22 protein-coding genes are annotated in these 25,838 nt (G+C 65.3%); 8 read left to right on the top strand and 14 right to left on the bottom strand.

Annotation, left to right across the window (positions count from 1 at the left end):
- Positions 1-380: 380 nt before the first annotated feature.
- Together ACODTA_RS21175 and ACODTA_RS21170 are read left to right on the top strand one after the other, a co-directional pair.
- Complete coding sequence (locus ACODTA_RS21175; protein WP_489068321.1) at positions 381-3,089, top strand: M14 family zinc carboxypeptidase; 2,709 nt, start codon at positions 381-383, stop codon at positions 3,087-3,089.
- A gap of 65 nt (positions 3,090-3,154) precedes the next feature.
- Positions 3,155-4,312, top strand: a complete 1,158-nt coding sequence (locus tag ACODTA_RS21170) for a dipeptidase (protein ID WP_489068319.1) — start codon at positions 3,155-3,157, stop codon at positions 4,310-4,312.
- Between the two features lie 234 nt (positions 4,313-4,546).
- Here ACODTA_RS21170 and ACODTA_RS21165 read toward each other — a convergent pair whose 3' ends face one another.
- Positions 4,547-4,954: a VOC family protein gene (locus ACODTA_RS21165; RefSeq protein ID WP_489068317.1), complete on the bottom strand. Its 408-nt coding sequence runs from the start codon at positions 4,952-4,954 to the stop codon at positions 4,547-4,549.
- 16 nt (positions 4,955-4,970) lie between these two features.
- Positions 4,971-5,465: a MarR family winged helix-turn-helix transcriptional regulator gene (locus ACODTA_RS21160; protein WP_489068315.1), complete on the bottom strand. Its 495-nt coding sequence runs from the start codon at positions 5,463-5,465 to the stop codon at positions 4,971-4,973.
- A 96-nt stretch (positions 5,466-5,561) separates the two neighbouring features.
- Between ACODTA_RS21160 and ACODTA_RS21155 the strand changes: the two genes are divergently transcribed.
- On the top strand, positions 5,562-6,929 hold the full coding sequence (locus ACODTA_RS21155; RefSeq protein WP_489068313.1) for a sodium-dependent transporter: 1,368 nt from the start codon (positions 5,562-5,564) through the stop codon (positions 6,927-6,929).
- A gap of 69 nt (positions 6,930-6,998) precedes the next feature.
- Positions 6,999-8,174 (top strand): aminotransferase class V-fold PLP-dependent enzyme, encoded by a 1,176-nt coding sequence (locus ACODTA_RS21150; RefSeq protein WP_489068311.1) that lies wholly within the window; start codon positions 6,999-7,001, stop codon positions 8,172-8,174.
- A gap of 42 nt (positions 8,175-8,216) precedes the next feature.
- Here ACODTA_RS21150 and ACODTA_RS21145 read toward each other — a convergent pair whose 3' ends face one another.
- Positions 8,217-9,278, bottom strand: a complete 1,062-nt coding sequence (locus tag ACODTA_RS21145; protein WP_489068309.1) for a cell wall hydrolase — start codon at positions 9,276-9,278, stop codon at positions 8,217-8,219.
- A 166-nt stretch (positions 9,279-9,444) separates the two neighbouring features.
- Positions 9,445-10,473 (bottom strand): cupin-like domain-containing protein, encoded by a 1,029-nt coding sequence (locus ACODTA_RS21140; RefSeq protein WP_489068308.1) that lies wholly within the window; start codon positions 10,471-10,473, stop codon positions 9,445-9,447.
- Positions 10,474-10,567: 94 nt separating this feature from the next.
- On the opposite strand from ACODTA_RS21140, the gene ACODTA_RS21135 reads away from it, so the two are divergent.
- Together ACODTA_RS21135 and ACODTA_RS21130 are read left to right on the top strand one after the other, a co-directional pair.
- Entirely contained in the window at positions 10,568-11,347 is a 780-nt protein-coding gene (locus ACODTA_RS21135) for a transglutaminase-like domain-containing protein (protein WP_489068306.1), read from the top strand.
- Between the two features lie 320 nt (positions 11,348-11,667).
- The gene (locus tag ACODTA_RS21130) at positions 11,668-12,012 is read left to right on the top strand and encodes a UrcA family protein (RefSeq protein ID WP_489068304.1); all 345 of its coding nucleotides are present in this window, start codon (positions 11,668-11,670) and stop codon (positions 12,010-12,012) included.
- Between the two features lie 115 nt (positions 12,013-12,127).
- On the opposite strand, the gene ACODTA_RS21125 is transcribed toward ACODTA_RS21130, so the two are convergent.
- Both ACODTA_RS21125 and ACODTA_RS21120 read right to left on the bottom strand, forming a co-directional pair.
- Positions 12,128-12,883, bottom strand: coding sequence for a LytR/AlgR family response regulator transcription factor (locus ACODTA_RS21125; RefSeq protein ID WP_489068302.1), 756 nt, complete (start codon positions 12,881-12,883; stop codon positions 12,128-12,130).
- A gap of 8 nt (positions 12,884-12,891) precedes the next feature.
- Positions 12,892-14,010 carry a sensor histidine kinase gene (locus ACODTA_RS21120; RefSeq protein WP_489068300.1) on the bottom strand — a complete coding sequence of 373 codons (1,119 nt, stop codon included), beginning with the start codon at positions 14,008-14,010 and terminating at the stop codon, positions 12,892-12,894.
- Between the two features lie 139 nt (positions 14,011-14,149).
- On the opposite strand from ACODTA_RS21120, the gene ACODTA_RS21115 reads away from it, so the two are divergent.
- Together ACODTA_RS21115 and ACODTA_RS21110 are read left to right on the top strand one after the other, a co-directional pair.
- On the top strand, positions 14,150-14,374 hold the full coding sequence (locus ACODTA_RS21115; protein ID WP_489068298.1) for a hypothetical protein: 225 nt from the start codon (positions 14,150-14,152) through the stop codon (positions 14,372-14,374).
- 221 nt (positions 14,375-14,595) lie between these two features.
- Entirely contained in the window at positions 14,596-15,147 is a 552-nt protein-coding gene (locus ACODTA_RS21110) for a hypothetical protein (RefSeq protein WP_489068297.1), read from the top strand.
- Between the two features lie 163 nt (positions 15,148-15,310).
- On the opposite strand, the gene ACODTA_RS21105 is transcribed toward ACODTA_RS21110, so the two are convergent.
- The 8 genes from ACODTA_RS21105 to ACODTA_RS21070 all read right to left on the bottom strand — a co-directional run bounded on the left by ACODTA_RS21105 (position 15,311) and on the right by ACODTA_RS21070 (position 25,793).
- Positions 15,311-15,904, bottom strand: coding sequence for a DUF3800 domain-containing protein (locus ACODTA_RS21105; protein WP_489068296.1), 594 nt, complete (start codon positions 15,902-15,904; stop codon positions 15,311-15,313).
- 53 nt (positions 15,905-15,957) lie between these two features.
- Complete coding sequence (gene ftsH, locus ACODTA_RS21100) at positions 15,958-17,904, bottom strand: ATP-dependent zinc metalloprotease FtsH (RefSeq protein ID WP_489068295.1); 1,947 nt, start codon at positions 17,902-17,904, stop codon at positions 15,958-15,960.
- Positions 17,905-18,093: 189 nt separating this feature from the next.
- A complete protein-coding gene (gene tilS, locus ACODTA_RS21095; RefSeq protein ID WP_489068294.1) occupies positions 18,094-19,032 on the bottom strand; it encodes a tRNA lysidine(34) synthetase TilS in 939 nt (312 codons plus the stop codon).
- A 67-nt stretch (positions 19,033-19,099) separates the two neighbouring features.
- Positions 19,100-20,041, bottom strand: coding sequence for a tetratricopeptide repeat protein (locus ACODTA_RS21090; RefSeq protein ID WP_489068292.1), 942 nt, complete (start codon positions 20,039-20,041; stop codon positions 19,100-19,102).
- A 67-nt stretch (positions 20,042-20,108) separates the two neighbouring features.
- A complete protein-coding gene (locus ACODTA_RS21085) occupies positions 20,109-20,954 on the bottom strand; it encodes a helix-turn-helix domain-containing protein (RefSeq protein ID WP_489068290.1) in 846 nt (281 codons plus the stop codon).
- A 231-nt stretch (positions 20,955-21,185) separates the two neighbouring features.
- Positions 21,186-23,462, bottom strand: coding sequence for a phosphoenolpyruvate--protein phosphotransferase (ptsP, locus tag ACODTA_RS21080; protein WP_489068288.1), 2,277 nt, complete (start codon positions 23,460-23,462; stop codon positions 21,186-21,188).
- A gap of 57 nt (positions 23,463-23,519) precedes the next feature.
- On the bottom strand, positions 23,520-24,581 hold the full coding sequence (locus ACODTA_RS21075) for an SPOR domain-containing protein (RefSeq protein WP_489068286.1): 1,062 nt from the start codon (positions 24,579-24,581) through the stop codon (positions 23,520-23,522).
- Between the two features lie 192 nt (positions 24,582-24,773).
- Complete coding sequence (locus tag ACODTA_RS21070) at positions 24,774-25,793, bottom strand: NAD(P)H-dependent flavin oxidoreductase (RefSeq protein WP_489068284.1); 1,020 nt, start codon at positions 25,791-25,793, stop codon at positions 24,774-24,776.
- Positions 25,794-25,838 lie beyond the last annotated feature (45 nt).

Below are 25,838 nucleotides of genomic sequence, written 5' to 3'. Positions count from 1 at the left end.
CCGGTTTTGGGGGTCAATCTAAATCATGCGTTTGCCGGCCCGGATCCCCGTCTGGATTGCGCTTTCTGGTTGATTGGCGACATTTACGTGCATTTGGGCAACAGTTTTTGCGCCAGACGCAACGTTCGATAACATGTAATGCAACATAAGCCCGTAACATCCGCGCACTTGTCTCATTTGTGACGAAAACAAGTTGCGCTCGGGAGCGGAAACGGGAAACCATCATGCACCAAGCTGATCCCGCGCGGCAGTGTTGCGGCATGGAGGCCAGCTTGTATCTTCACCGGACCGGTGCCGCCCGCAAAGGGCGCATCATCACAAAAAAGGGGCAGCGGGTGGCAGGAAAGACAGTGCTGGGTGCAGCAATCGGGGCATTGCTGATGACAACCGTGTCGGCACAGCCCGCTTGGGCCCAGACGATGGATCCGGACTTCGCCAAGGCGGTGAAGGACTGGACGACAAAACCGGAATTCATGAGCCCGTTGGTGGATCACCTGCCGGCATCGACCACAATCCCGTCACCCAAGGATGTATTGGGCAATCATGTCGGCGCGCCCAACACGCTGCATTATTACGACCAGATCATCGGCTATTACCGTGCGCTCGCCGCCAAATCGCCGCGTGTGAAGATCATCGAGATCGGCAAGTCCGAGGAAGGCCGCGAAAATGTGGTCGTCATGATCTCGTCCGAGGAGAATCTCGCGAAGCTCGACCGCTACAAGAAGAACCTCGCGCTGCTCGCCGATCCGCGCAAGCTGAGCGCCGCCGATGCGCCGGGCGTGATCGCGGCGACCAAGCCGATCTACCATCTGTCCGGCGGCCTCCACAGCGCGGAAACCGGTCCGCCCGAAATGCTGATGGAACTCGCCTATCGCCTGCTGACCGAGGACAGCGCGATGATCCAGGGCATCCGTGACAATCTGGTGGTGGCGATCAGCCCGGTGCTGGAAGCCGATGGCCGCGACCGTTATGTCGACTGGTATTACCGCAACCTGATCGATGAGAAGGACGATCGCAACAAGCCCGGCGGCCCGCCTTACTGGGGCAAGTACATCTATCACGACAATAATCGCGACATCAATTTCTCGGACGTCAGCGCACGCCACCTGCTGAAATATTATCTCGATTGGCACCCGCCGATCATGCACGAACTGCATGAATCGGTGCCCTTCATGTACACCTATAGCGGGCAGGCCCCGCAGAATCCCGATCTCGATCCGATCCTGTTCGGCGAACTGCCCTGGTTCTCAAATTTCGAGATGGCGCAGCTCACCAAATACGGCATGCCCGGCGTGTGGACGCACGGCTTCGTCGATGCCTGGACCCCAGGCTATCTCGCCTTCATGGCGTCGAACCACAATGGCATGCTGCGCATGTACGAGACGTTCGGCAATGGCGGCGCGACCACCATGCTCCGCCATGTCGCGCCGGAGGTGCAGAGCAGCGTTCGGGGCGGCGACTGGACCAAGCGCGACTGGTACCGCCCTTCCCCTCCCTACAAGGAGGTCGTCTGGTCGATGCGCAACAACACCAACTATATGCAGACCGGCGTGCTGACCGCGCTCGACCTGGCGGCGCGTTTCCCCGCCACCATTCTCGAGAATTTCTACAAGAAGAGCGCGAACGGCGTCGAAGCAGGCAAATCCAGGCCGCCCTATGCCTATGTGATCCCGGCTGGGCAGGCCGATCCGTCGCGCATCGCCTTCGTCACCAACATATTGCAGATGCAGGGCATCGAGATCGGCCGCGCGACACAGCCGGTGAAGGTGAAGGAAGGTAGCTATCCAGCCGGATCGCTGATCATCAAGCTGGACCAACCCTATGGCCGGCTCGCCAAGATGCTGCTGAAGAAGCAGGACGATTATCCGGACGAAAACCTGACCACCTATGACGACGCCGCATGGACCATGGGCATGATGACCCATACCGATATCGTCGAGGTGGCCGACAAGGCGGCGCTCGAAATCGCGGTGACGCCGGTGGACCGCTTCGTGCCGCAGAGCCGCATGCCGGCGGCAGGCGCGCGCAGCTATGCCGTGCTCGATCACGGATCGGTGGGGATGGCGACCTTGCGCTTCCGACTGAAGGACGCGGGCGTCCGCATCGTCGAGACCGCGTTCAAGGCCGGCGGCACGACGGTGCCCGCCGGATCGCTGCTGGTCGACGGCGCCGCCTATACCACGCTGAAGCCGGCGGTAGAGCAGCTCGGACTCGAAGCGATCGCGGTTTCCGGGTCGCCCGACGTCAAGGCGCATGAAAGCGTGCTGCCGCGCACCGCCGTGTTCAGCACCTGGGGATCGAGCGAGAAGGTGGGCTGGCTGCGCTATGCGTTCGACCAGCATGAGACGCCTTACGACCTGATCTTCAAGGAGCAGGTCCGCGCCGGCGACCTGCGCGCGAAATACGATGTGATCATTCTGCCCACCCAGGGCCGATCGACCAAGGACATCGTGTTCGACTTGCCCGTGAAGGGCAAGCCGCTGCCCTATACCAAGACCGACAAATACCGCTTCTCGGGCGATTACGGATCGAGCGACGATGTGCGCGGCGGCATGGGGCTGGAAGGCATGGTCGAGCTGCGCAAGTTCGTCGAACAGGGCGGCACGCTGATCACCACCGGCGACGCGAGCGCGGTGCCCGTCGAATTCGGGCTGGTCGACGACATCACGGTCACCCGGACCTCAGGCAATTTCTACGCGCCCGGCCCGATCGTGACCGCCAAGGTGCTGCGTCCGGCGAACCCGATCTTCTATGGCTATGATGAAACCACCATGCCGGTGCGCTGGGCGTCCAATGCGCTGCTGGGCGTGCCGGTGCGGCTGAAGGATCGCGTGCTGATGCAGTTCCCCGGCGGCAAGGACGGTGTGATGAGCGGCTTCATGCGCGGAGCCGAGCAGGTGAAGGATCGTCCGGCCATCCTCAATATTCCGCAGGGCCAAGGCCGCATCGTGATGTTCGCGACCAACCCGATCTGGCGCTGGCAGAATCTGGGCGAGTTCCGGATGCTGTACAATGCGGTGATCAACTGGAAGCAACTGGGGCTGACCGACGTGGCGCCGCCGGGGCCGCCGCCGATCACCGCGCCATGACCTGGTGCGCGGGCGGGGGCAGGTGCCCGCCCGCAGCCGTTCTTATCGATATCGGGGGAGTGGAAATGACCGACGATCGCTTCACGCTGGACCGGCGCGGCTTCGCCATGGGTGCGGCGGGCCTCGCGCTCGGCGCCTTGGCGGCAGGACCGGCGCGCGCCGTCGCCGCCGCCGAACCCGTAATTCCGCCCGCGATCCGCGCGCTCTACGACAAGGCGATCGTGATCGACGCGCTGGCCTCGCCCGACACGTGGAACGTGCCCTTTCCGCCTCCTGGCGAAATGACCCAGGCCAAGCTCGATCAGGTGCGCGCATCGGGCATCACGGCGATCAACCTGACCGTGGGCAAGCCCGGCAACCTTGCCAACACGCTGCGCGAGATCGCGCTGTGGCTGCAGCATATCGAGCATCATCCCGACTATTTCCGGCTGGTGAAGACGCATGCCGATATCGCCGCCGCCAAGGCGGAGAAGAAGCTCGGCATCATCTTCGGTTTCCAGGGCATGGGCATGATCGGCGAGGATCTGAGCCTGATCGACAGCCTGGGCGGGCTGTGGGTGAAGATCATGCAGCTCACCTATAACGACCGCAACGCGCTCGGCGCGGGCAGTTCGCTGCCCGACAGCGAGGGCCTGACGCCGCTGGGGCGCGAAGCGGTGGCGCGGATGAACGCACGCGGCATCCTGGTCGACACCGGCCACGCCAATCCCAGGACCGCGCTGGACGCGGTCGCCGCCTCCACCCGGCCGATCACCTGTTCGCACACCGGCGCGCGCGCCGTGTTCGCCAGCCAGCGCAATCAGCCGGACAGCGTGCTGCGCGCGGTGGCGGACAAGGGCGGCGTCGTCGGCATCTATCTGATGCCTTTCCTGGGCAACGATCCCGTCGCCGCGTCACGCGCCCTGTTCGTTCGCCATCTTCGCCATGCGCTGGACATATGCGGCGAGGATCATGTCGGCATCGGTTCGGACCAGAGCATCACGCCGGTCGATATCTCGCCCGCCTATATGGACATCGTCCGCAAGACCGCCGAGGCGCGGCAAAGGGCAGGCATCGGCGCACCGGGCGAAGGCGACAGCCCGATCGCGGTTCCCGATCTCAACAGCGCACGCCGGATCGAGATCATCGCCGCCGAACTCGATCGCGCCGGCTATCCGCCGCGCGTGATCGAGAAGGTGATCGGCGGCAATTTCGATCGGCTGTTCAAGGATATCTGGATCTGATGCCGCGCTTGTCGCCCGGGCCCTGACCCTGCACCGCCAGGCCCGGCGCCGAGCGCGTCCCGTCGCGCTCCCGTCACCGAATGCACGCAGCAGGCCATCATCCTCGTCATGGCTCTTTCGATTTTATATGTTTTTACATATTAATTGTTATTCAATTCTGCTGAAGTCGATCAAGCGTTACGGGTTCACCCGACCATATCATCGTCGCTGTGAAAATACGGAGACCGCCCCCGATCAGGCGGGCGGATCAACCCAGCGGAAGAATTCGACGAAATAGCCGCCGGGATCACGCACCCGGAACTCGGTGGTGCGTCCACGGCAACCGGGCTGGAAATCGTCGTCGAGCCCGGCGGATCCGGCCGCCTTCAACCGGTTGTGCCATTCGGCGAGCTGATCGGTCTCGATCGAGAGCGTCGCCCCCTTGTTGAGCCCTGGAACCGGACGCTGACTGCCGTTCACGGCATCGACCAGCCCCAGGCTGTGGCCAGGCGCGATCCGCAGCAGAACCAGCCAGTCCTGCTCGAAATAGGGCTCGAACCCGAGCACTTCGCGGTACCAGCGCACCGCGGCCTCGTGATCGTCATAATAGAAGAAGGTGATGGCCCCGGCGATGTCGGGCCTGTCCCCCGCCAGACCCGTCATCGCGATGCTGCGGCGGTCATTGGTAGAAATCGATATTCTGTTCGACCCGGTTGAGGGTGGCGCGGAGCGTGTCGAGCTCGGCGCGGGACAGGCCCGCGAGCGCTTCCTGCTGATGGCGATAGGCAGTGAGCACGATCGCCTCGAGCTTTTCGATCCCCGCCGGCGTCAACGTCACTTCCGTCGCACGCGAATCCTCGCTCGACGCCTGGCGCGTCGCCAGCCCGTCGGCTTCTAGCTGCATGATGACGCGGCTGACCGTGGGCTGCTCCATCAGCGCCTGTTCCGCGATCTTGCCGATGGTGAGCGTGCCATAGGAACGCAGCACGCTCATCACCCGCCAGCGCGAGGGCTTGATCCCCTGGCTGCGCAGGCGGGCCTGCAATCTCTGATCGAGCCGGTTTGTCAGCCGATAGAGCTGATAGGGAAGATAGTCGTTGAGCCAGCTATTCCCGGCCTGCGCTTCTTCCGCGCTCGATCGCGCCGTTTCGCGGGTCTTTTGCGGCTTGGTCACGCGGGGCAACTTATAGCAACTATTGCGCTGGTCAATCAGGCAAACTGCGATTACAAATTATGAAACATATATAAATGCATATTTATGGAGAAGCGATTGGCTGACGCGGCGCGCACGAATGAACAATGGTCGTCCCGACTATCGTTCATCTACTCGATCGGTGCCGCGGCCATCGGCCTGGGCACGCTGTGGCGCTTCCCCTATGTCGCGGGCGCCAATGGCGGTGGCGCCTTCGTCATCCTCTATGCGCTGTTCGTGATCGCGATCTGCGTGCCGCTGATGATCGCGGAAATGGCGATCGGCCGGCGCGGCCATGGCAGCGTGATCACCAGCGTGGATGCGGCCATCGCGGCAAGCGGCGGTTCGCGGGGCTGGCGCGTCGTCGGCATGCTCGGCCTGCTGATCCCCTTTTTCGGGCTCAGCTATTACAGCATCGTCGCCGGCTGGGCGATCGACTACACCATCGTATCGGTGACGCAGGGCTTTGCCGGCTTCGATGCGGAACGATCCCGCACCACCTTTGAGGCGCTGACAGCCTCGCCCGTCCGGGGCGGCCTGCTCCAGCTTGGCTTCATCATGGCGACCGCCGCCGTGGTCGGGTTGGGCGTGCAGCGTGGAATCGAGACCGTGTCACGCATCAAGATGATCGCGTTGTTCGCGATCCTGATCGGCCTGGTCATCTACAATGCGATCACGATCGGACTGATGCCCAGCGCGGCATTCCTGCTGAAGCCGGATTTCGCGGCGCTCGGCGCGACCGGGGTGCTCACCGCGCTGGGCCAGGCGCTGTTCTCCACCGCGATCGGCGCGGGGGTGCTGATGACCTATAGCGCCTATCTGCCGGCGGGCGCTTCGCTGCCGCGATCATCCTTCGCGCTTTCGGGGGGGGTGATCGTGGTCGCGCTGCTGACCGGCTTCGCGATCTTCCCCGCCGTGCTCGCCTATGGCCTTAAGCCCACCGAAGGCCCCAATCTGATCTTCGTCACGCTGCCCGTGGTGTTCGGGCAGATGGCGGGCGGGCGTATCATCGCGATCTTCTTCTTCGGGCTGATCGCGCTCGGCGCCTTCACCACCGCGGTGGGCATGCTCGAACCCGTGGTCGCATGGTTGCGCGAAAAGGTAAAGCTCGGCCGCGCACCACTCGCCATCGGCGCCGCGCTGGCGATCTGGCTCATCGGCCTGCCCTCGCTGCTCTCCTTCAACGTCCTTTCGGACTTCCATCCGCTCGCGGCCTTCGGCGTGGAGGGGAAGACAGCGTTCGATCTGCTCGATTTCACCATTGCCAATCTGATGCTGCCCGCCAGCGCATTCCTGCTCGCGCTATTCGTCGGCTGGCGTTGCCGGACGATCATCGGCCCCGGGGAAACCGATCTCGGGGCGAGCGGCTTCCGGCTGTGGACCGCGATCGTCCGCTACGCCGCGCCGCTCGCCATTTTCGGGCTCGCCGTTCACCTGCTCGCCTAGAACGCGCTATACATATAGTCATCTTCATATATATATGGATTGATAATGACGAGATGGAGCCAGATCCGCATGACCGCTGAAGCCGATTTCGGCCAATTTCGCGCGCAGTTTCCGACGACCGAGACGATCGCCTATTTCAACAGCGGATCCTATGGCCTGCTCGGCAACAGCGTACGTGCGGCGATGGAGGCCTATCTGGCGGACCGGATTGCCAAGGGAGCGGACTGGGGCGCCTGGGTGGCGCTGGAGGATGCGGTCCGCCAGCGCATGGCGACACTGCTGGGCGCGGACATACACGAAGTGGCGGTGACGGCATCGGCATCGGCGGGGATCAACGCGGTGGCGAGCAGCGTCGATTTTTCGGCACGGCGCAAGGCGGTGGTCAGCAACTACGAATTCCCGACCAGCGCGCAGATCTGGCACGCGCAGGAAAAGCGCGGCGCCGAGGTCGTCCATGTCGCGGAAGCCGAGGACCGCACCATCCCGCTCGCGCATTTCGACGCAGCGATCGACCAGGACACCGCGATCGTCGCTCTGTCGCATGTCTGCTACCGGCACGGCGGCAAGCTGCCGACCGGCCAGATCCGCGAGATCGCCCGGATCGCGCATGAACGCGGCGCGCTGGTGATCCTCGACTGCTATCAGTCGATCGGCACCGAACCGATCGACGTGCGGGCGCTGGGCGTCGACTTCTGTGTCGGCGGCATGCTCAAATATCTGCTCGGCTCGGCGGGCAGCGGTTTCCTGTGGGTACGCGGCGCGCTGGCCTCCGCGCTGGCGCCAAGCACCTCGGGATGGTTTGCGCAGGCGGACACCAATGCGATGGACATTTTCGCGCACGATCCCAGCCCCAGCGCCCGGCGCTTCCAGGGTGGCACCCCGCCCGTGCCAAGCCTCTATGCCGCGAAGGCTGGACTCGACCTGATCCTGGATCTGGGCGTCGATGCGATCGAGGGCCGCGTGCGCGCGCTCACCCGCATCGCGCTTGACCGGCTGGCGCAGGCGGATATCGCGGTCGCGACCCCCGATGACGACGCATTGCGCGGGCCGATGATCGCGATCCCGGTGCGAGACGACGATGCGCTCGTCACCCAATTGATCTCCCAGGATATCGTGACGTCGAGCCGCGACGGAAATATCCGTGCCGGCTTCCACGCCTATAATGACCAAGCCGATGTCGAACGTCTAGTCGATGCGCTTGTCCGCAGCGGCCAGTGCTTCGCACGTCGCGAACTGGTCAGCTAGATGTACGCCAAGACGCTCATTGTGAGGTCGGAGGGCTGATCTCTAGCGTGCGATCCAGCGCCCGCTATCCCGCCATTCTTCGCGGATCTGCGATTCGGGGGTGATCGCCGCCGGGCCGCCGGCCAGTGGCTGGCCGCTGGTTTCATAAGCGGGCTGGATATTGACGGGCTGCACACGCTGCACCGATGCCAGCGCCTGCTGCATCGCAGGCAGGGGCGTCGTCGGCACGGCCAGCGCCGCAAGCTGTTCGGCGGCCGAAACCACGCGCGGATATGGGCCTGGCACCGGCTCGCGCAGCGCATAGGCCTGGCGGAAAGCGCCCGGCGTGCCGGCGCCGCCGGGCCAGCGGTAGAAGATATGCGCGCCGACGATCGCAGCCTTTGTCAGGCTCGGCGCCCAGAAGGGTGAGACCGCGAGCGTGTGATAGTGCGTCGCAAGGCCCACCGGCGCATAGACCGCGCCCGCCAGCGCCTCATGCGCGATCCGGCTGGCGCGCGCCCAGCCCGCGCGCGACGGCGCCCGGCTGAGCGCCCCATCGCAGGTGAACGAGAACTGGCAGCCGGTCGCCCGTTCCGACCCCTGATAGACCACACCGCATACGCTGTTGGGGAAGGCCGGATGGCGGACGCGGTTGAGCACCACCTGTGCCACCGCACGCTGGCCGTCGTCGCTTTCGGAGGCTGCTTCGTAATAGATCGCGGTCGCGAGGCAGACCGAGGCGCGCAACGAATCGGTCGCCGTCGCGGAGCGGAAAAGCGCGGGCGCCGCAGCGGCGCCCGGCCCGCCGGGCATCGGCACCAGATCGCCAAGCCCCAGCAATTCCTTGGGCAACGGAAAATAGCCCGTCGCCCCCGGCGTCGACACGGCGTTGTCTTCCTGCACGAAATAATAGGCCGAGCCGGGGAAATGCTCGTAACCGAGATCACCCAGCGAATCGCTGCGCGGAATCGCGCGCTCGCTGTCCGCTTCCTCGGCGATGGCGCTGAGCCCGGCATGCGCCGACGCTCCCGCGCTCGCCAGCACCGCCAGCGCGAACACGACCAGCCGCTGCCGGCGCTTGCCGGGCGTACGCCGCTGAAACATCGGTCCGTCGAACCTGGTCATGCCCACCCCAACTGGTGCCCGCGCATGGGCGGGGAGGATGCGCTTAGCGCCGTTCCGCGCGCGAGGCTCCCCCCGAAATCGCGCCGTCCCGTGCTGGGACATGACGGCAAGCGACTGTTAACTGGTTAATTCGGGCGACAGGCGCGGAAATGGGCGAGCGCGTGGTTCAAAGCGCGCCATAGCTCCCATAATGGCTGTAGAAATCATTGTCCGCGGCAAAGCCCGTGAAGGACAATCCGATGGTGATGTCGAGCGACTCGACATGATGCCACCAGCCCACGGGCAGGAAGAGCGCTTCCCCGGGGCCGATATCGACCTCCATCACCGCGGGCCGGCCCTCACCCGCCGGACCAGGCCCGAGTTCCTCGCTCCGCCAGTCGCTGAAACAGTGGCGGCTGTTGCGCATCAGCGGCAATGCGCTGCTCGATGCCAGGCGGACCCGCTTCGTCCCTGAGATCTGCAACAACAGATTGTTGGTGAGATCGTGGTGCCATGGCGTGATCGTGCCGCGCGGACCGATCCACAGAAAGCCCTCGCGCCCCGGCTCATGCGCAAGGATGCCGGGAATCTCGCCAACATCACGCCACAGCGCGGCGAGCGCGCGCCGATTATGATCATGATTGTTCGCGGTCATGTAGACGTCGTTGGTCGGCGCATCCGCACGCAACCGCGCGATGAAATCGGCGAAGCGGCAATTGCGGCCATGCGCATCGGAATTGATCTCGTAATCGCGGTCGCGGTCACGATCCGCCTGCACGCGGATCTCGATATCGCCATGTTCGGCCTCGAAACTGTCGAGGCTCCAGCGCACCATCGCCGGCCAATGGTCGATCAGGCCGGTGAGCAGCACCGGGCGATGCGCATGGTAGAAGTCGCGGAAGAATTCGGCCGGATCGATCCGGTCGCGGCGCGGCACCTCCCGCAGCTCGGCCAGTTCCATCTTCGATCGATTGGCCAATATCCAGTCGCGCTTGGCGAGCCGCGCCTGAAGGCGGCCCGCCGCCTCGAAATAGGGGCTCTTCTCGGCGCGTTCGACTTCCGACACGGCAAGCCCGCCCGATATGCCCGACGAAGACAGGCGCTGGATCACACGCTCGCGCGGGACGCCCACCAGCAGATCCTCGGCGATCCGCCGCCGCAGATCGTCGTTCATCACCGCGCCGGTGCCGGCGCCCTGCTTTCGCTTGTTGGTCATGATACGGCGCTAGGCATGCAATGTTTCAGAACTGTGTCAACCGATGTGGAACCGGAGGGCTTGCGCGCCGGTTCGACAGGGGACAGAGGGCCGCATGCAATTCGAAATCGACGTGATGCTCGACTATCAACTCGCCGAGCCGGCGGATGTGCTGCTCCAGATCGAGGTCGCGCAGATGCCCGATCAGCGCCTGATCGGCGACACGTTGACTGTCAGCAGCCCCGAACCATTGCGGCCCGTGGCGGGTGGCGACGGCATTGGGCAGCGGACCTGGCTTCATGCCGACGGCGTACTCCATATCCGTTATAGCGCGATCGTGGAGGTGACGCGCAGGCCGCCGTCGTTGCTCACGCTCGAAACGGCCCCCGCGCGGCTGCTGCCTGCGGAGGCCGTCCCGTATCTGATGCCCAGCCGCTATATCGGATCGGAGCAGTTCGAGCCTTTCGTCGAAAGCCGTTTCGGCGGATATGGGGGCGGGGCGAAAGTGGCGGCGATGATCGACTGGATCGCGGCGGAAATGGCCTATGTCCCCGGCGCCAGCCATGGCGCCACCTGCGCGGCGGACAGCTTCGTGGAGCGACAGGGCGTCTGCCGCGACTATGCCCATCTTCTGATCGGTTTCGCGCGCGCAGCCGGCATTCCGGCGCGGATGGTATCCGCCTATGCGCCCGACGTGACCCCTCAGGATTTCCATGCGGTGGTTGAGCTGTGGCTTTCGGATGGCTGGCATCTCGTTGATCCCACCGGCATGGCCGATCCCGGCGAGATCGTGCGCATCGGCGTTGGGCGGGACGCCACCGATATCGCCTTCATGACGATCCTGGGCAGCGCGGAGATGAAGGCCCAACGAGTCGATGTCGTTCGTCTCCCCTGAATTCCTCGTAATTTCGTAACAAAAGCGACTTTCACGGCGACATCATCGGGCTGCCAACGCCACTTGTCGACCTTCGCATGTCGTTCGTCGGCGCGAACGCAATTCGCCGATCCGCGCCGCTGCCGGTCGAAGCGCGCATGATACCCCGCGCCAACCCGGCTATTCAGAATAGGCGCGGCGGGCAGAACGGTGTTTCTAGACCCGGATCAGCCCGCCCGCACCCCCCGCCGGCCTCTTCTTCCCCTTGGAAGCGGCCGGACCGACCAAAACCAGATGATTTTCGGGAAGGATAAGTCATGCACGCGTCCAAGCTTTCTTTCATGCGCCCCGCGCTGATCGCTGGGCTGGGGCTGGCGGCGATCGCCGGCGCAACCGGCGCTTCGGCGCAGGATGCCCGCACAGAGGCAGTTGCCATCGAAGTCCGCTACGGAGATCTTGATCTTTCGGCCGACAATGATGTCGAGCGGCTGCACACCCGCGTTCGCTCCGCGGCGCGGCAGATCTGCGCCTACAATGGCATGCTCGGTGCCGGGGCCAACCGGATGCGTCAGGACTGCCTCGATTCAACCCTCGAAAAGGCCAATCGCGATGTCGCCGTCGCGATCGCCGAACACGGAAACCAGCGGTATGCGAGCCGCAAGACGATCGGGGTCGGCACGCGCTGACTCCCGGCGCCGGAGAGGGGTTGAAGCGGTTTGCCCCCTGCGGTGTAACGCCCGAAAGGGTAGGGACGCTCCCGGCCTTCCCTTGGGCCGGGAGCGTTTTTTATCTGACGCGCCCTCAGCGGCCAGCCATCGCCTTGACCGATGCCAGATAAGTCCGGCCGATCCGGACCTCACCGTCGCCGACCAGATCGGCATACCATACGCCCGACCCGTCATGGCGCAGCCGCGCGATCCGGTCGCGCCGGATGATCGTCGAGCGGTGGACGCGGATGAAGCGCTCGGGATCGAGCCGCTCCTCGAGCGAGGCGATCGTCTGATGAAGCAGGAAGCTGCGCCCACCGACATGCAGGCGCATATAATCCCGTTCCGCGTCGATCCGCTCGATATCCTCGGCCGCGATCCGGACAAGTTCCGCGCGATGCGGCACCCAGAATTCGCTGGCATAGCGCTGGGCATCGGCCGAGAGGACAACCGATGCCTGGGGCGCCGGTGCTGTATCCGGCCGCGCACGACGCTCCGCCACGCGCTGCACCGCGCGCACGAGCCGGTCGGGCGCCACCGGCTTCAGCACATAGTCGACCGCATCAATATCGAATGCCTCGACGGCGAAACTGTCGAACGCCGTGACGAAGATGATGGCTGGCGGCGCCGGCCGCCGCGCCAACGCGCGCGCGACTCCAATGCCGTCGAGCTCGGGCATGGCGATGTCGAGCAGCAGCAGATCGGGCGCCAGCGCATCGACCAGCCGCAACGCGGCTGCGCCGTCGGATGCGGTTCCGACGACTTCGATCGTGGGTTCACGCGCACAGATCAGTTGCAGTCGCTCGATCGCGAGCGGCTCGTCATCGACGATCAGGGTCCGCATAACCACTCCAGATTTCAGCCCGCCCGATAGACTTCGGGTAATGTCAGCCGCACGATGAAGCCGCCGCTGTCGGGCGCCAGCCATTCGATCCGCGCATCGCCACCAAAGCGCGCGGCCAGCCGATCGCGGACATTGGCGAGGCCGATGCCGTTGCCATGATCCGCGCCGCCCTCAACCGCGTTGCCGTTGTCGGCGACGGTGACCGTCAGCCGACCATGCTCCGCGCGCGCGGTGATCGCAATGGTCACGGCACGGCTGGCGCGCGCGACGCCGTATTTGATCGCATTCTCGACGAGCGGCTGGAGGATCATGCCCGGCACCATCGCGCGACCGAGCGCTTCGGGCACATCGATCTTCACGCGCAACCGGTCGGGGAAGCGGACCGCCTCGATATCGAGATAGAGGCGCTGCAACCGCACCTCGTCCTCCAGCGACACATCGTCCATCGGATCGCCCGAAAGGCTGGTTCGATAGAAGGTCGACAGATTCATGATCATCGCTTCCGCGGCCACCGCCTGCCCCGTCATCACCAGCGAACTCAGCGAGTTGAGCGTGTTGAACAGGAAATGCGGATTGACCTGGTAGCGAAGCGACCGCAGCTCCGCCTGCTGCGCGGCGCGCGCATATTGCGCCGCGCGTCGCTCGGCATGGCGCACCTCACCCGCATAGGAGATGGCGAGATACAGCGCGGCCCAGGCGGCGAAGAAGAAATAGCGCGAGATCGTCAGTTCGGCGAGTTCCTGCCACATGGCGGAACTGTTGGACTGGAGATAGGCGAGATCGGCCTCGTCATAGAGGCTCGCCGGATCGTAGAGATTGAACACATAATAGTTGAACAGCGCCAGGATGAGCGAACAGGGTAGCGCCGCGACAAAGGCGGTGACGATGCGCACCCACAGCACCTGCCGGTCGAACCGGCGCAGCAGCAGATAGAGCAGCCAGGTGATCGCGATGCCGGCCGCGGTGACGACCATCCGGCGTTGCGCCATCTCACCCTGCTCGGAGAAATGCATCACCGCGGACCGTGCGGTGACGATCAATGTGTAGAACAGCCAGAAGCCGATGATCGAATAGAACGCAACGATCGGTCGAACGGCCGGGCGCGCATCACGCGCGTGGGTCTCGAATTCCATGGCCCTTTGTGCGGCAAAAGCGCGGGATACGCCATTGCCGATATGCTGTCGGTCGAAGCCCCTTCCGGCTTGGTCGAAATGGAACCGCCACGCCATGCCCGCCGTTTGTTTCGTCGATGCACCGAATGGAGTGGATGCCATGACAGAAGACGCAAGGCCCAAGCCCGGCGACGCCGGACACGATCAGTCCATTTCGGAACGGCTGGAAAAAGATCCGAAGGACAAGGACGCGAAGCTGGACGAGGCGCTCGACGAATCGATGGACGCCTCGGATCCGCCCGCGATCACACCCAAGGGCGGCAAGGATCCGGTGCCGTCCTCCGGCTATGATCCCGAGGCCGAAAAGGAGCACGAGGCCGGCTAAATCCGATACCACCCCATCATCGGGCCGCGCGCGTAACGACGTGTTGCGCGCGCGCCACATTGCCCCAGCAAATTTGTGCAACGCAACAAATCGTCGCAAGTCGCTTGCCGGGCGGCGATTTCTCTGATTCCTTCGTGAACGGGAGCCGAACGCCCGATTAAATATCTAGTAACCATGTTGGGCGCATGTTCGGATCCGGGGCAGAAGGTCTGGAGGCGGACATGGGCACGAGAGCAAGACCGGCGGATGGCGCGATGACGCTGGCTGAGATCAAGGAATTCGCGAGCTTTCCCGCAAGCACGCAGCGCTATATCCGGCGCTCGCTTGATGTCGGGCTGGAACGGCACGATGCGCTGCAGATCTGGTCACGCGACGTGGTCGAGGCCGCGAGCATCAACGCCCAGACGCGCATCTACGAGCGGTTGCACGAAATCCGCGCCATGGTGCCCGACGATAGCGGCCTGGACTCGGTAGAGCCCTTCATCGCGCCGCTGATCACGGTTTCAGCGTTCGATCTGGGGCAGGACCGGCTTCCCGGCTTCGCATCCTATCGTTTCCTCTACGAACGGCTTATCGGTGCCGGCATCCGGCCCTGGCTGCCCGCCGCCTTTTGTGGCGCGGCGGCGCTACCGCACCTGCATCCGGAAAAACGGCGCCTGCTGCTCCAGTCGATCAGTGAAGCGGCGGCCACGGCACCTGGCTGGTCCAATCGCGAACCGATCTTCTATCCCGAATGGGTGGAGAAAGTGGACAGCGCCGCGCTGCCGCATTGAACCGGACCGCACCAGATACGAGTAAGCCCCGTCGCCAGTGGCGGCGGGGCTCCCTCGACGGCTCTTTCCTCAAGGGTCCGAGCCGGTCAAATGCTCGGTCTTTCGATCAAGCATCAGGAAGAACGACCGCGACGCGACTTGGTTCCGTCGAATGGCAAATTTTTCAGGCGAGCGACATCAGCCTCAATTGCCGCCCATCCTGAAATGGCGAGACGATCTGGCGAATGCGATCGGTCCGCGGGGAGGCGTAGGTCATATTGTAGAAGCTGTTGGCGACCACGTCTGCGATCTGGACGCCAGCCGAACGACGACTGTCCGCGAGCCGCGCTCGTCCGCAGGTGCCGAGTAAGGCAACGACACTCTCGCGCACCAGCGCAAGCGTCGTCGGATCGTAACGCCCGTCATCGATGATCACCTCGGCGCAGCCGCCGCTTTCGGGCAGCCACGCCTCGACCACCGTTTCGAGCATCGCCGCATAGGCATTGAGATCGCGGCCGCGTTCCTCGCTAAGCCGCGCCGGCAGCCGATCGGTGCGCACCTCGCAGATGATCGCGCGGCCATGGAAACGTTCGAGCAGTTCGAAGAACAGGGCGCGCTCGACCAGCGAGATGCGGCTGCCCTTCATCTCGCCCCTCAGGCCGGTCACCTGCTTGAAGCGCGCCAGCAGCGCATCGGCATCATCGGCGGCGATCGACACGCCTGCCAGGACCATCGTCCCGGCCGACATGCCGCCGCTTTCATCGCAATAGATCGGCATCGCCCGGCGATAACGGGCCGGATGCAGCCTGGCTACACCCGGCCGTAGCGGTTTCAGGCGCCCTGCGCCGCCGGGCCACCGATACCTGGCCGGCGCGTCTTGGGAATGGACGAGCCGCCCGTGCCCAGCGCCGGGGTCTTCTTCGATCCCGCGTCGTCGCGGCCGATATCCTCGCCCGCGATCGCGCGCTTGGATTCCTCGCCGGACAGCGTCTCATATTCGAGCAGCGCTTCGGCAAGGCGGTGCAGTTCGTGCAGATTGTCGGTCAGCACCTTGCGCGCGGTCGATTCGCCTTCCTCGACCAGCCGGCGGACCTCCTGGTCGATCAGGCGCGCGGTCTCCTCCGACACGGTCTGCGAACGGGCGACGCTATGGCCCAGGAACACCTCGTCCTGATTGTCGCGATAGCGCAGCCAGCCGAGCTTTTCGCTCATGCCATATTCCATCACCATCGCGCGGGCCATGTCGGTGGCCTGCTGGATGTCGTTGGATGCGCCGGTGTTGAGCGAATCCATGCCGTAGATGAGCTGTTCGGCGATACGGCCGCCGAAGCAGAGCGCGAGCCGCGCCTTCATCTGCTTCATCGACATCGAATAGCGATCACGATCGGGCAGGTTCCAGGTCACGCCCAGCGCGCGGCCGCGCGGGATGATCGTCACCTTGTGCAGCGGGTCGCAGCCATCGACATGCAGCGAGACGAGCGCGTGGCCGGCCTCATGATAGGCGGTCGCTTTCTTCTCGTCCTCGGTCATGACCATGGACTTGCGCTCGGCGCCCATCATCACCTTGTCCTTCGCCTCCTCGAATTCGAGCATGGCGACGAGGCGCTTGCCCTTGCGCGCGGCGAGCAAGGCGGCCTCGTTGACGAGATTGGCGAGATCGGCGCCCGAGAAACCCGGCGTGCCGCGCGCGATGGTGCGCGCGTCGACATCGGGCGCCAGCGGCGTCTTCTTCATATGGACGGCCAGGATCTTTTCGCGGCCCTCGATATCGGGGCGCGGCACGACGACCTGACGATCGAAACGGCCGGGGCGCAGCAGCGCGGGATCGAGCACGTCGGGCCGGTTGGTCGCCGCGACGATGATGATGCCTTCATTGGCCTCGAACCCGTCCATTTCGACGAGCAGCTGGTTGAGCGTCTGTTCGCGCTCGTCATTGCCGTTCCCGAGGCCGGCGCCGCGATGGCGGCCGACCGCATCGATCTCGTCGATGAAGACGATGCACGGCGCGTTCTTCTTGGCCTGTTCGAACATGTCGCGCACGCGGCTTGCACCGACGCCGACGAACATCTCGACGAAATCGGAACCCGAGATCGTGAAGAAGGGCACATTGGCCTCGCCCGCGATCGCGCGCGCAAGCAGCGTCTTGCCGGTGCCCGGGCTGCCGACGAGCAGCGCGCCCTTGGGGATCTTGCCGCCGAGGCGCGCGAATTTGGACGGATCCTTGAGGAAATCGACGATCTCCTGCAGCTCCTCGCGTGCTTCGTCGATGCCGGCGACATCATCGAAGGTCACTCGGCCTTCCTTCTGCGTCAGCATGCGCGCGCGGCTCTTGCCGAAGCCCATCGCGCCCGAACCCGCATTTTTCTGCATCTGCCGCATGATGAAGATGGCGATGCCGATGATCAGCAGGAAGGGCAGGGACTGATAGAGGATGATGAGCCAGATGCTCTGGCGTTCCTCGGGCTTCATCGTCACCGAGACGCCCTTGTCGACCAGCCGCTGCGAGATCATCGAGGTGTCGTCGGGCAGATAAGTGCGGAAGGTCTTGTCGTCGCCGAACGTGCCGCTGGCGACATTGCCGGTGATATCCACCTTCTTGACCGCGCCTTCGTCGACCTTCTGGATGAATTCCGAATAGGAGATACCGTCCGACACCGCCGTGCGGCCAGGGCGGTCGAACATGGCGACGAACATGGCGAGCGCAACCAGGATGCCCACCCAGATCAGCAGGCTCTTCATCCAGGGATTGCCTTCGGGCGGCTGCTTGTCGTCGTTCATCTTTGTTTCCGTCTAAAGCAACTTCCAGCCGGACGGCTCATCTGCCGACCCGGAAATTGCGGAAAAACAACACCCCGGAACGAGCGATCCGATTCTGCCGGATCGCGGGCCGCGCCAGGAGTCACGCTCAAGATAGGCGAGAATTGCTTAAAGACAATGTATCCGCGCTGAACCTGCCATTTTCGGCGTTCATTTGCCCGCACGACGCGCCGGCGCCGGCGCCACCCGCCATCGTGGACCGCCCCGGCACAGCGCCGCCCCCATGCTCGCCTGACCGCCTGCGCGCATGGTCGCTAGCAGTCTGTCGAGCGGCGGGCCGCCAGGCGCGGCCACGGGATCGACGCGCGCGATCATATCGAGCACCAGTCGCCTGACGAACTCGTCGGGCAGTCCGGTGGGATCGAGGACAAGCGCATTATCCTCCGCCACGATGCGCTCTTCGCACAACCGCGCGACCATCCAGATCATCGCCGCCTGGGCATCAGCGAGATGGCTCGCGCTGGCCGCGACCGCCCGAACATCGATCCAGTCGCTCCGTGCGAGCGCGGCGCGCATGCGCACACGATCGAATCGATCATCATGGTTGGACGGGTCGGAAACCGCTTCGATCCCGGCCGCCTCGACGATGACGACAAGCTCGGCGCGGCGCCAGCCGAGCAACGGGCGCAGCACGAAGCCATTGGCGCGGCGGATGCCGGCCAGCCCGCCCAGGCCAGCGGCACGATTGAGCCGCATCAGCAGGGTTTCCGCCTGATCGTCGGCATGATGCGCGGTCATCACGCAGCCCGCACCGTGGCGCGCGCGCCAGCTTTCGAGCAAGCCATAACGCGCTGTCCGCGCCGACGCCTGCAGCGATCCGCTAATCGGAGTCGCGGGCACCAGCGTCTCGTGCGGAATGCCCAGCCGCGCGCAGATCGCCCCGACATACGTCGCCTCGGCCGCCGCCTCGGAACGCAAACCATGGTCGACAGTGGCGGCGATCACCCGTTCCGGCCAGGCAGCGGCGGCGAGCATCAGCAGCGCGAGGCTGTCCGGTCCGCCGGACACCGCGATTCCCACCGCTCCCGCGGGCGGTGATGCATCGGCGCAAAAACGCGCGACCAGATCGGAATCGGGGACCAGGCTCACCTGTCCGCCTTACCGCGATGGCGCGGCATTCCCCACTCCCATTATCGCGTGAGGGACAAAGCCGACGCTATTTGCACTTGGCGTCCGTGCGCCCCTTCACAACCTGCGCCTTCAGGCTGGCCGACGCGGTTTCGCCATAGACATCGTTGAATTCGTCGAACACCTTGCAGGCATCCGCGGGCTTCTTGAGCTTGGTGAGCGCGACGCCGAGATAATAGAGGCTGTCGGGTGCTCGCTCGCCGCGCGGCTGCTTCTGGTAATTGTCGTAGAAGGCGACCGAGGCGAGCGCGGGCTTGCCATCATCGAGATAGGCGCGGCCGAGCAGGTTCTGCGCGAAGCTCCAGCGCTTGTGCTTGGGATATTTCTCGGCGGTCGCCTTGAGCTGCGTCTGGGCCTGGGGATAGAATTTCGCCTCCCACAAGCGGAAACCGTACAGATAGGCGTCTTCACCCGCATCGCCGGTATCGGGTTTCGCGACCGCCTCCAGCGCGGCCTGGCGATCCGCCGTCAGCTTGGGCGGCGCGATCGTCGGCTTGCCGGCAGCCGGCGGCGTGACCGGCTTCATCGGCAGCGAGGTCGATGGCGGCTGGCCCGTTCCCTGCGCCGGAACCGGGGCGGGAGGCGCACCGGCGCCCTCGAGCGCCTTCAGGCGGGTTTCGGTCTCGCCACGGAACCTGACGAAAGCTTCGTCGAGCTGTCGCAGCTTGAACGCGTTCTGCTCGCTCTGTCCGGTCAGCGTCTGGAGCTGGGCCTCCAGCGCGCTGACACGCGCGGTCAGGTCGATGACGGGTGAACTCGCGGGCGTGCCGCTAGGTGTTGTCGGCTGGGCGTTGGGCGCGATCTCGGGTTCGAGAAGCGCACCACCTGGGAAGACCTTGCGCTGGACGGCGCGCATCTCTTTTTCAAGCTTCTCGACGCGCGGCGCGAGCGTGTTGGATTGGCTTTGCGCCTGAAGCGGCGCGGCAGCGGCTCCAGCGAGCAGAACCGCAACGATCATGAGCGTGCGCATGGTTTGAAATCCCCACCGGATCTTTTGGTAAACGCCCTTATAGGGGCAGGATTCGCTTGTCCTCAAGTCAGGGACGGGCAGGATTCGCCGCCGGCTGGCTCAAGGATGGAGCGGGCTGGCCCGCCACGGGCGGCTGGGCCGGGCGCGCCGCCAGCGCCGTGGCGCTGATCGCGACGTCACGGATCGTTTCCTGCGGCGGCCCCAGCGGCGCGACCTCACGGCCGCCGATGGTGACGCGCAGCGCGTCGGGGCGGCCGGTCAGGATCCGGGGATCCTTGGCGGTGGTCGGCACCTGGTAGCGCTCGCCCGGCTGCATTTCCTTTTCGAACAGGCGCTGCTCGCCCGTATCACTGATCCGGAGCCATACCGTATCGGTCGCGGTCAGCACGACCTCTCCGGTGGCGGGTGCGGCGGCCGAGGTCGCGCGCGGTGCGGCGGTGTTCGCGGCCGTCGGCGGCTCGATCCTGTCGGTGCCCGCGGCAAGCGCCGCCGGATCGCGGTCGCCCAGGCCATTCATCAGCATCGTCCGCCAGACCGTATAACCGCCCACGACCAGCAGGATGAGGATGACGAGCGTCCAGGCCAGGGTGCGCGGCGGCACGCGGGCCGGATCGGCGGGTTCGAAATATTCAGGCGCGGCGCGGCCACCCTGCGAGTTCAGTTCCGCGCGGACGTCACGCGCGATCGCGACCTCGTCGAGATCGAGCGCGCGGGCATAGGATTTGGCGAAGCCGATACAGTAGGTGACGCCGGGAAGCTCGTCGTAGCGGCCCTGTTCCAGCGCCTGCAAATGACGCAGCGGAATCCGCGTGCGCGTGGCGATATCGGCAACTTCGAGCCCGGCGGCACGGCGCGCATCGGCGAGGCGCTCGCCGACGCTCCGGGGAAACATCTCACCCTCCGCTTCGCTCATCCGGTCTTCAGGCTTTCCTGTCTGCGCCCAAGGCCCCGTCCGCCCCGTGCCCATGGGCCCGAAATGATCAGGGTCTCACTCTTGTTCAGCCGAAACCCGATTGACGTCACATGCGAAACGCGGCGCGTTTCCAGTTCAGACGATCACGCCCCGGCGGTTGATCCATGTCACATCCAGCACGCTGCAATGTCAATGGGATGACACGACACGGCGTCGCGGTTGATCGCTCGATCAGGCGAGTTCGACGCTATGCGCCTGCGCCCAATCCGTCAGCTTCGCGCGCAGATCGCCCGTCGGCGCGTCGAGCCAGCCGGCCAGCTCGCCCTCGAGCGCGCCGCGATCGAGCGAGCGCAGCATCGCCTTGACGGGACCGATCGCCGCCGGCGTGATCGAAAGCCGTTCGATACCCAGGCCGATCAGCGCCATCGCCTCCAGCGGACGCCCGCCCATTTCACCGCAGACCGTGACCGGCACGCTCGCCGCGCGCGCGGGCGCCACCACCCGCCGCAGGAAGCGCAGGATCGCCGGGCTCAGCCAGTCATAGCGTTCGGCGAGCTTGGGATGGGCACGATCGGCGGCGAACAGGAACTGGGTGAGGTCGTTGGTGCCGATCGACAGGAAATCGAGCTTGGGCAACAGGATATCGAGGCTTTCGGCGAGCGCCGGCACTTCGAGCATCGATCCGTAGCGGATCGCATGCGGCATCATCCGCCCCTGCGACGCCAGCCAGGCGCGCTGCGCCTCGAACAGCGCCTTGGCTTCGTCGAACTCCCAGGGTTCGGACACCATCGGAAACATCACGCTGAGCGTCCGCCCCGATGCCGCCTCGATCAATGCCCGCGCCTGCACCTTCATCAGCCCGTCGCGATCCATGGCCAGGCGCAATGCACGCCAGCCCATCGCCGGATTCTCCTCTTCATCGTCGCCGCTCTGGCGCAGATAGGGCAGCGCCTTGTCGCCCCCGATATCGACGGTGCGGAAGACCACGGTGCGATCGCCGGCGGCGTCGAGCACCTCGCGGTAGAGCCGCTGCTGCTGCTGACGCAGCGGCAGCGTTGCGGAGACGAGGAACTGGAATTCGGTGCGGAACAGACCGATGCCCTCGGCCCCGGTGACGTCGAGCGCGGCGACATCGTCGCGCAGGCCGGCATTGACCATCAGCGCGATATGCGCGCCGTCCCTGGTGGTCGACGGCTCGCCGCGCAGCGCGGCGAAGGCGGCACGCCGCTTCTGGGTGAGCGAAAGCTTCGCCTCGAAGCTCTCCTCCATCTCGTCGGTCGGGCGGACATAGACCTCGCCCTGCGTGGTATCGAGCAACAGCACGTCGCCGTCACCGATCAGCCTGCGGACATTCGCGACACGGCCGAGTACGGGCACGCCCATCGCCCGCGCGACGATGATGACGTGCGCAGTCAGCGATCCTTCCTCAAGGATCACGCCCTTCAGCCGCCGGCGATCATATTCGAGCAATTCGGCCGGCCCCAGATTGCGCGCGATCAGGATCGTATCCTTGCGCAACCCCAGTTGCGCCGCCGAACCGAGCTGACCGGAAACGATGCGCAGCAGCCGGTTGGACAGGTCCTCCAGATCGTGCATGCGATCGCGCAGCAGCGGATCGTCGATCTGGCGCATGCGCATGCGCGTGCGCTGCTGCACGCGCTCGATCGCCGCCTCGGCGGTCAGGCCACTGTCGATCGCCTCGTTGATCCGGCGGCTCCAGCCCTCGTCATAAGCGAACATCCGGTACATCTCGAGCACCTCCTGGTGCTCGCCGCCCCCGCCGAACTCGGCTTGGCTGGCCATGCGGTCGATCTGTTCGCGCATCTTGTCGAACGCCGAATAGACACGGTGGCGCTCCGCCTCGATATCCTCGGCCACGGTATGCTCGATCACGACACGCGGCTGGTGATAGACGGCGACGCCCGCCGCCATGCCCTCGACCAGCTTGAGCCCCGCCAGCCGCATCGCCTGCGTATTGTTGACTCGGCCGACGGTGGTGGCGTGCTCGTCGATCAGCCCGGCATTGGCGATCAGTTCGGACAGCACCATCGCCACGGTCTGCAACGCCTCGATGACGACATCGTCATATTTGCGCGGCTCGGCATGCTGGATCGAAAGCACGCCCACGGCGGCCTCGCGCCGGACGATGGGCACGCCGGCAAAGCTGTGGAACAGTTCCTCGCCGGTCTCTGGCTTATAGGCGAAATCGGGATGGCTCGCCGCCTCGTCGAGATTGAGCGTCTCGACATGCTCGGCGATGGTGCCGACCAGCCCCTCGCCCAGCGCCAGCTTGGTGACATGGACGGCTTCCTGCTTCAGACCGCGCGTCGCAAACAGTTCGAGCACGCCGTCGCGCAGCAGATAGATCGAGCAGACCTCGCTATCGAGCGCCTCGCCAACGATGTTGACGACCTGGTTGAGCTTGGCCTGGGCGTTGGAACGCGCGGCCATGACATCGTGGAGCCGCGTCAGGATTTCGCGGGCCGAAGCGGTGGCGGATGGTGTCATGTCACCATCGGCTAACAGAAAGCGCGCAGCCGTGCCAGCGGCACCCGTCGTCTTCTGTCAGGCCGCGTCGCGGGGCCGCACAAAGCAGGCGGTGCCCCTGGCCTTCAGCCGTTCGCAGACACGCGCCGCCTCACCGGACGAATCGAAGCCGCCGGCGGCGATACGGTGCAGCGTGCGGCCGTTCGCCTCGGCCTTGGTCTGGATGAGCGGGCGTCCTTCGAGTTCGTCGTTCCGCGCCACGATCTTCTGCCAGGCAGTGCGGGCGGCTTCGCCCGACGCGACGGCGCCAAGCTGGACGACAAAGGTACCCGCATCGGCGGTCCGGGCCGTGGAGGCCTCGGGCCTGGGTGTGGATTCGGGCTTCGAAACCGCTTTCGGCTCCACTTTCGGCGCCGCGCGCACCGCCACGCGCTGCGGCTCGGCAGCCGCCTTGGCAGGTGAGGCGGCGGCGATGCGTTGCGCGGTCTGCGCCTTTTGCCGCTGACCGTTCTGCCAGCGTGCGGCATCGGCCTGATAATCGGCATAGGCGTCGAAAAATGCGAAGAAGGGGCGTTCCAGCCGCGCCAGCGCGGTGGGGGCGAAAGCGACGAGTTGCGTCGCATCCATTGCGACCGCCTCGGCACCCACGCCCATGGCAGCGCGGCAGAAGGCGGGCTGGACCGGCGGAAGCGCGAAGAAATTATAGGTGCGCGTATTGTGCGCGTCGCGCATCGCCATCGCCTGGGCGCCGAAACGACGGCGATAATCGGCATCGATCGCCGCGTTGGTGGCCGACAGCAGCGCATTGTGCGTCGTCAGCATCCGGTTGTAATTCTGCAGCGCCGCCTGCGTTTCGGGATTCCGGCAGGACAACGCCGCGACGTTGAGCGCCATGCGCACATGCCAGAGCGCCTCGCGCGGGCCGAGATCACGATTGGGCGTGATCCGCTTGCCATCGGACCCGACGGCCGGGATGACGAGGCCCGGCGCCGCGCCCATCGGGGGCTGCGGCCGGGTCACGATATCGACCGAAACCGATTGCGGTGGCGTGGGCGCCAGCGCGACCCGGCTGCGCCCGCCGCACCCGGCCAGCACCAGCGTCAGCATCGCCGCCGCCAAAAACCCGTCCCTCTTCCGCATCTCGTCCTCCCGTTTCACTCGGAAACGCGGAGATGCTTGGGCTTAAATGGTTAATAGCCGATAAACCATGCGATAAATGGAGCGCCGATCAGGCGGCGCGGACGTTATGTGCGACCTTGAGGATGCTTGCGCATCCAAGATCGTTTCGCTCAAGCACCGCGCGGGCTCATGCCAGAACGCGATGAGCGCGTCTCATTGCGCTCTGGCCTTCAACGCCTCGGCCGCCTCGGCCATCAGCGTGGCGATGATCTCGGCGACCGGCGCCTCGTCCTTGACCATGCCGACCGACTGGCCCGCCATCAGCGACCCGTTCTCGACATCGCCGTCGATCACGGCGCGCCGCAGCGCACCCGCCCAATAATGTTCGATCTCGAGCTGCGCCTCGGCCATCTCGACCTGACCTTCGTCGAGCTTCTGCGCAACTTCGCGCTGCTTGACGGTAAAGGCCTCGGTGCCCGCATTCTTGAGCGCGCGCACGGGGATGACGGGCAGGCGCGCATCGATCTGGACGCTCGCCACCGCATCGCGCGCCGATGCGCGGATGAACGCCTTCTTGAAGTGCGGATGGGCGATGCTCTCGGTCGCGCAGACGAAGCGGGTGCCGAGCTGGACGCCGGCGGCGCCCATGTCGAGATAGCCGGCGATCGCCTGGCCCTTGCCGATGCCGCCCGCGACGAAGACGGGAAGCTGATCGGCGATCTCGGGCAGCATTTCCTGCGCGAGCACGCTCGTCGAGACCGGGCCGATATGGCCGCCGGCCTCCATGCCTTCGATCACCAGCGCGTCGATGCCCGAACGAATCAGCTTCTTGGCGAGCGCGAGTGCAGGCGCGAAGCAGATCAGTTTCGCGCCATTGGCCTTGATCGCATCCAGGCTGCCCGCGGGCGGCAGCCCGCCGGCCAGGACGACATGGCTGACATCGTGACGCTTGCAGACCTCGATCAGCTCGAACAGGTCCGGATGCATGGTGATCAGGTTGACGCCGAACGGTTTGTCGGTGAGGGCGCGCGTCGCCGCGATCTCGCCATCGAGCAGCGCGGGCGTCATCGCGCCGCACGCGATCACGCCGAAACCGCCGGCATTGGAGATGGCCGAGACGAGATTGCGTTCCGAAACCCAGCTCATCGCGCCGCCCAATATGGCGACCTCGCAGCCCAGGAATTCCGCACCGCGCGCCATGCGCCGGGCCAGTCGCTCTTGTCCTACGCTCATTCTACCCCCGTCACGCCGGCGTACGCCGGCATCTTCCAACCAGAT

The organism is Sphingomonas sp. FG14 (assembly GCF_057809675.1).
The sequence above is the reverse complement of the archived record's forward strand: the minus strand, read 5'-3'. Positions and strand labels throughout refer to the sequence as shown.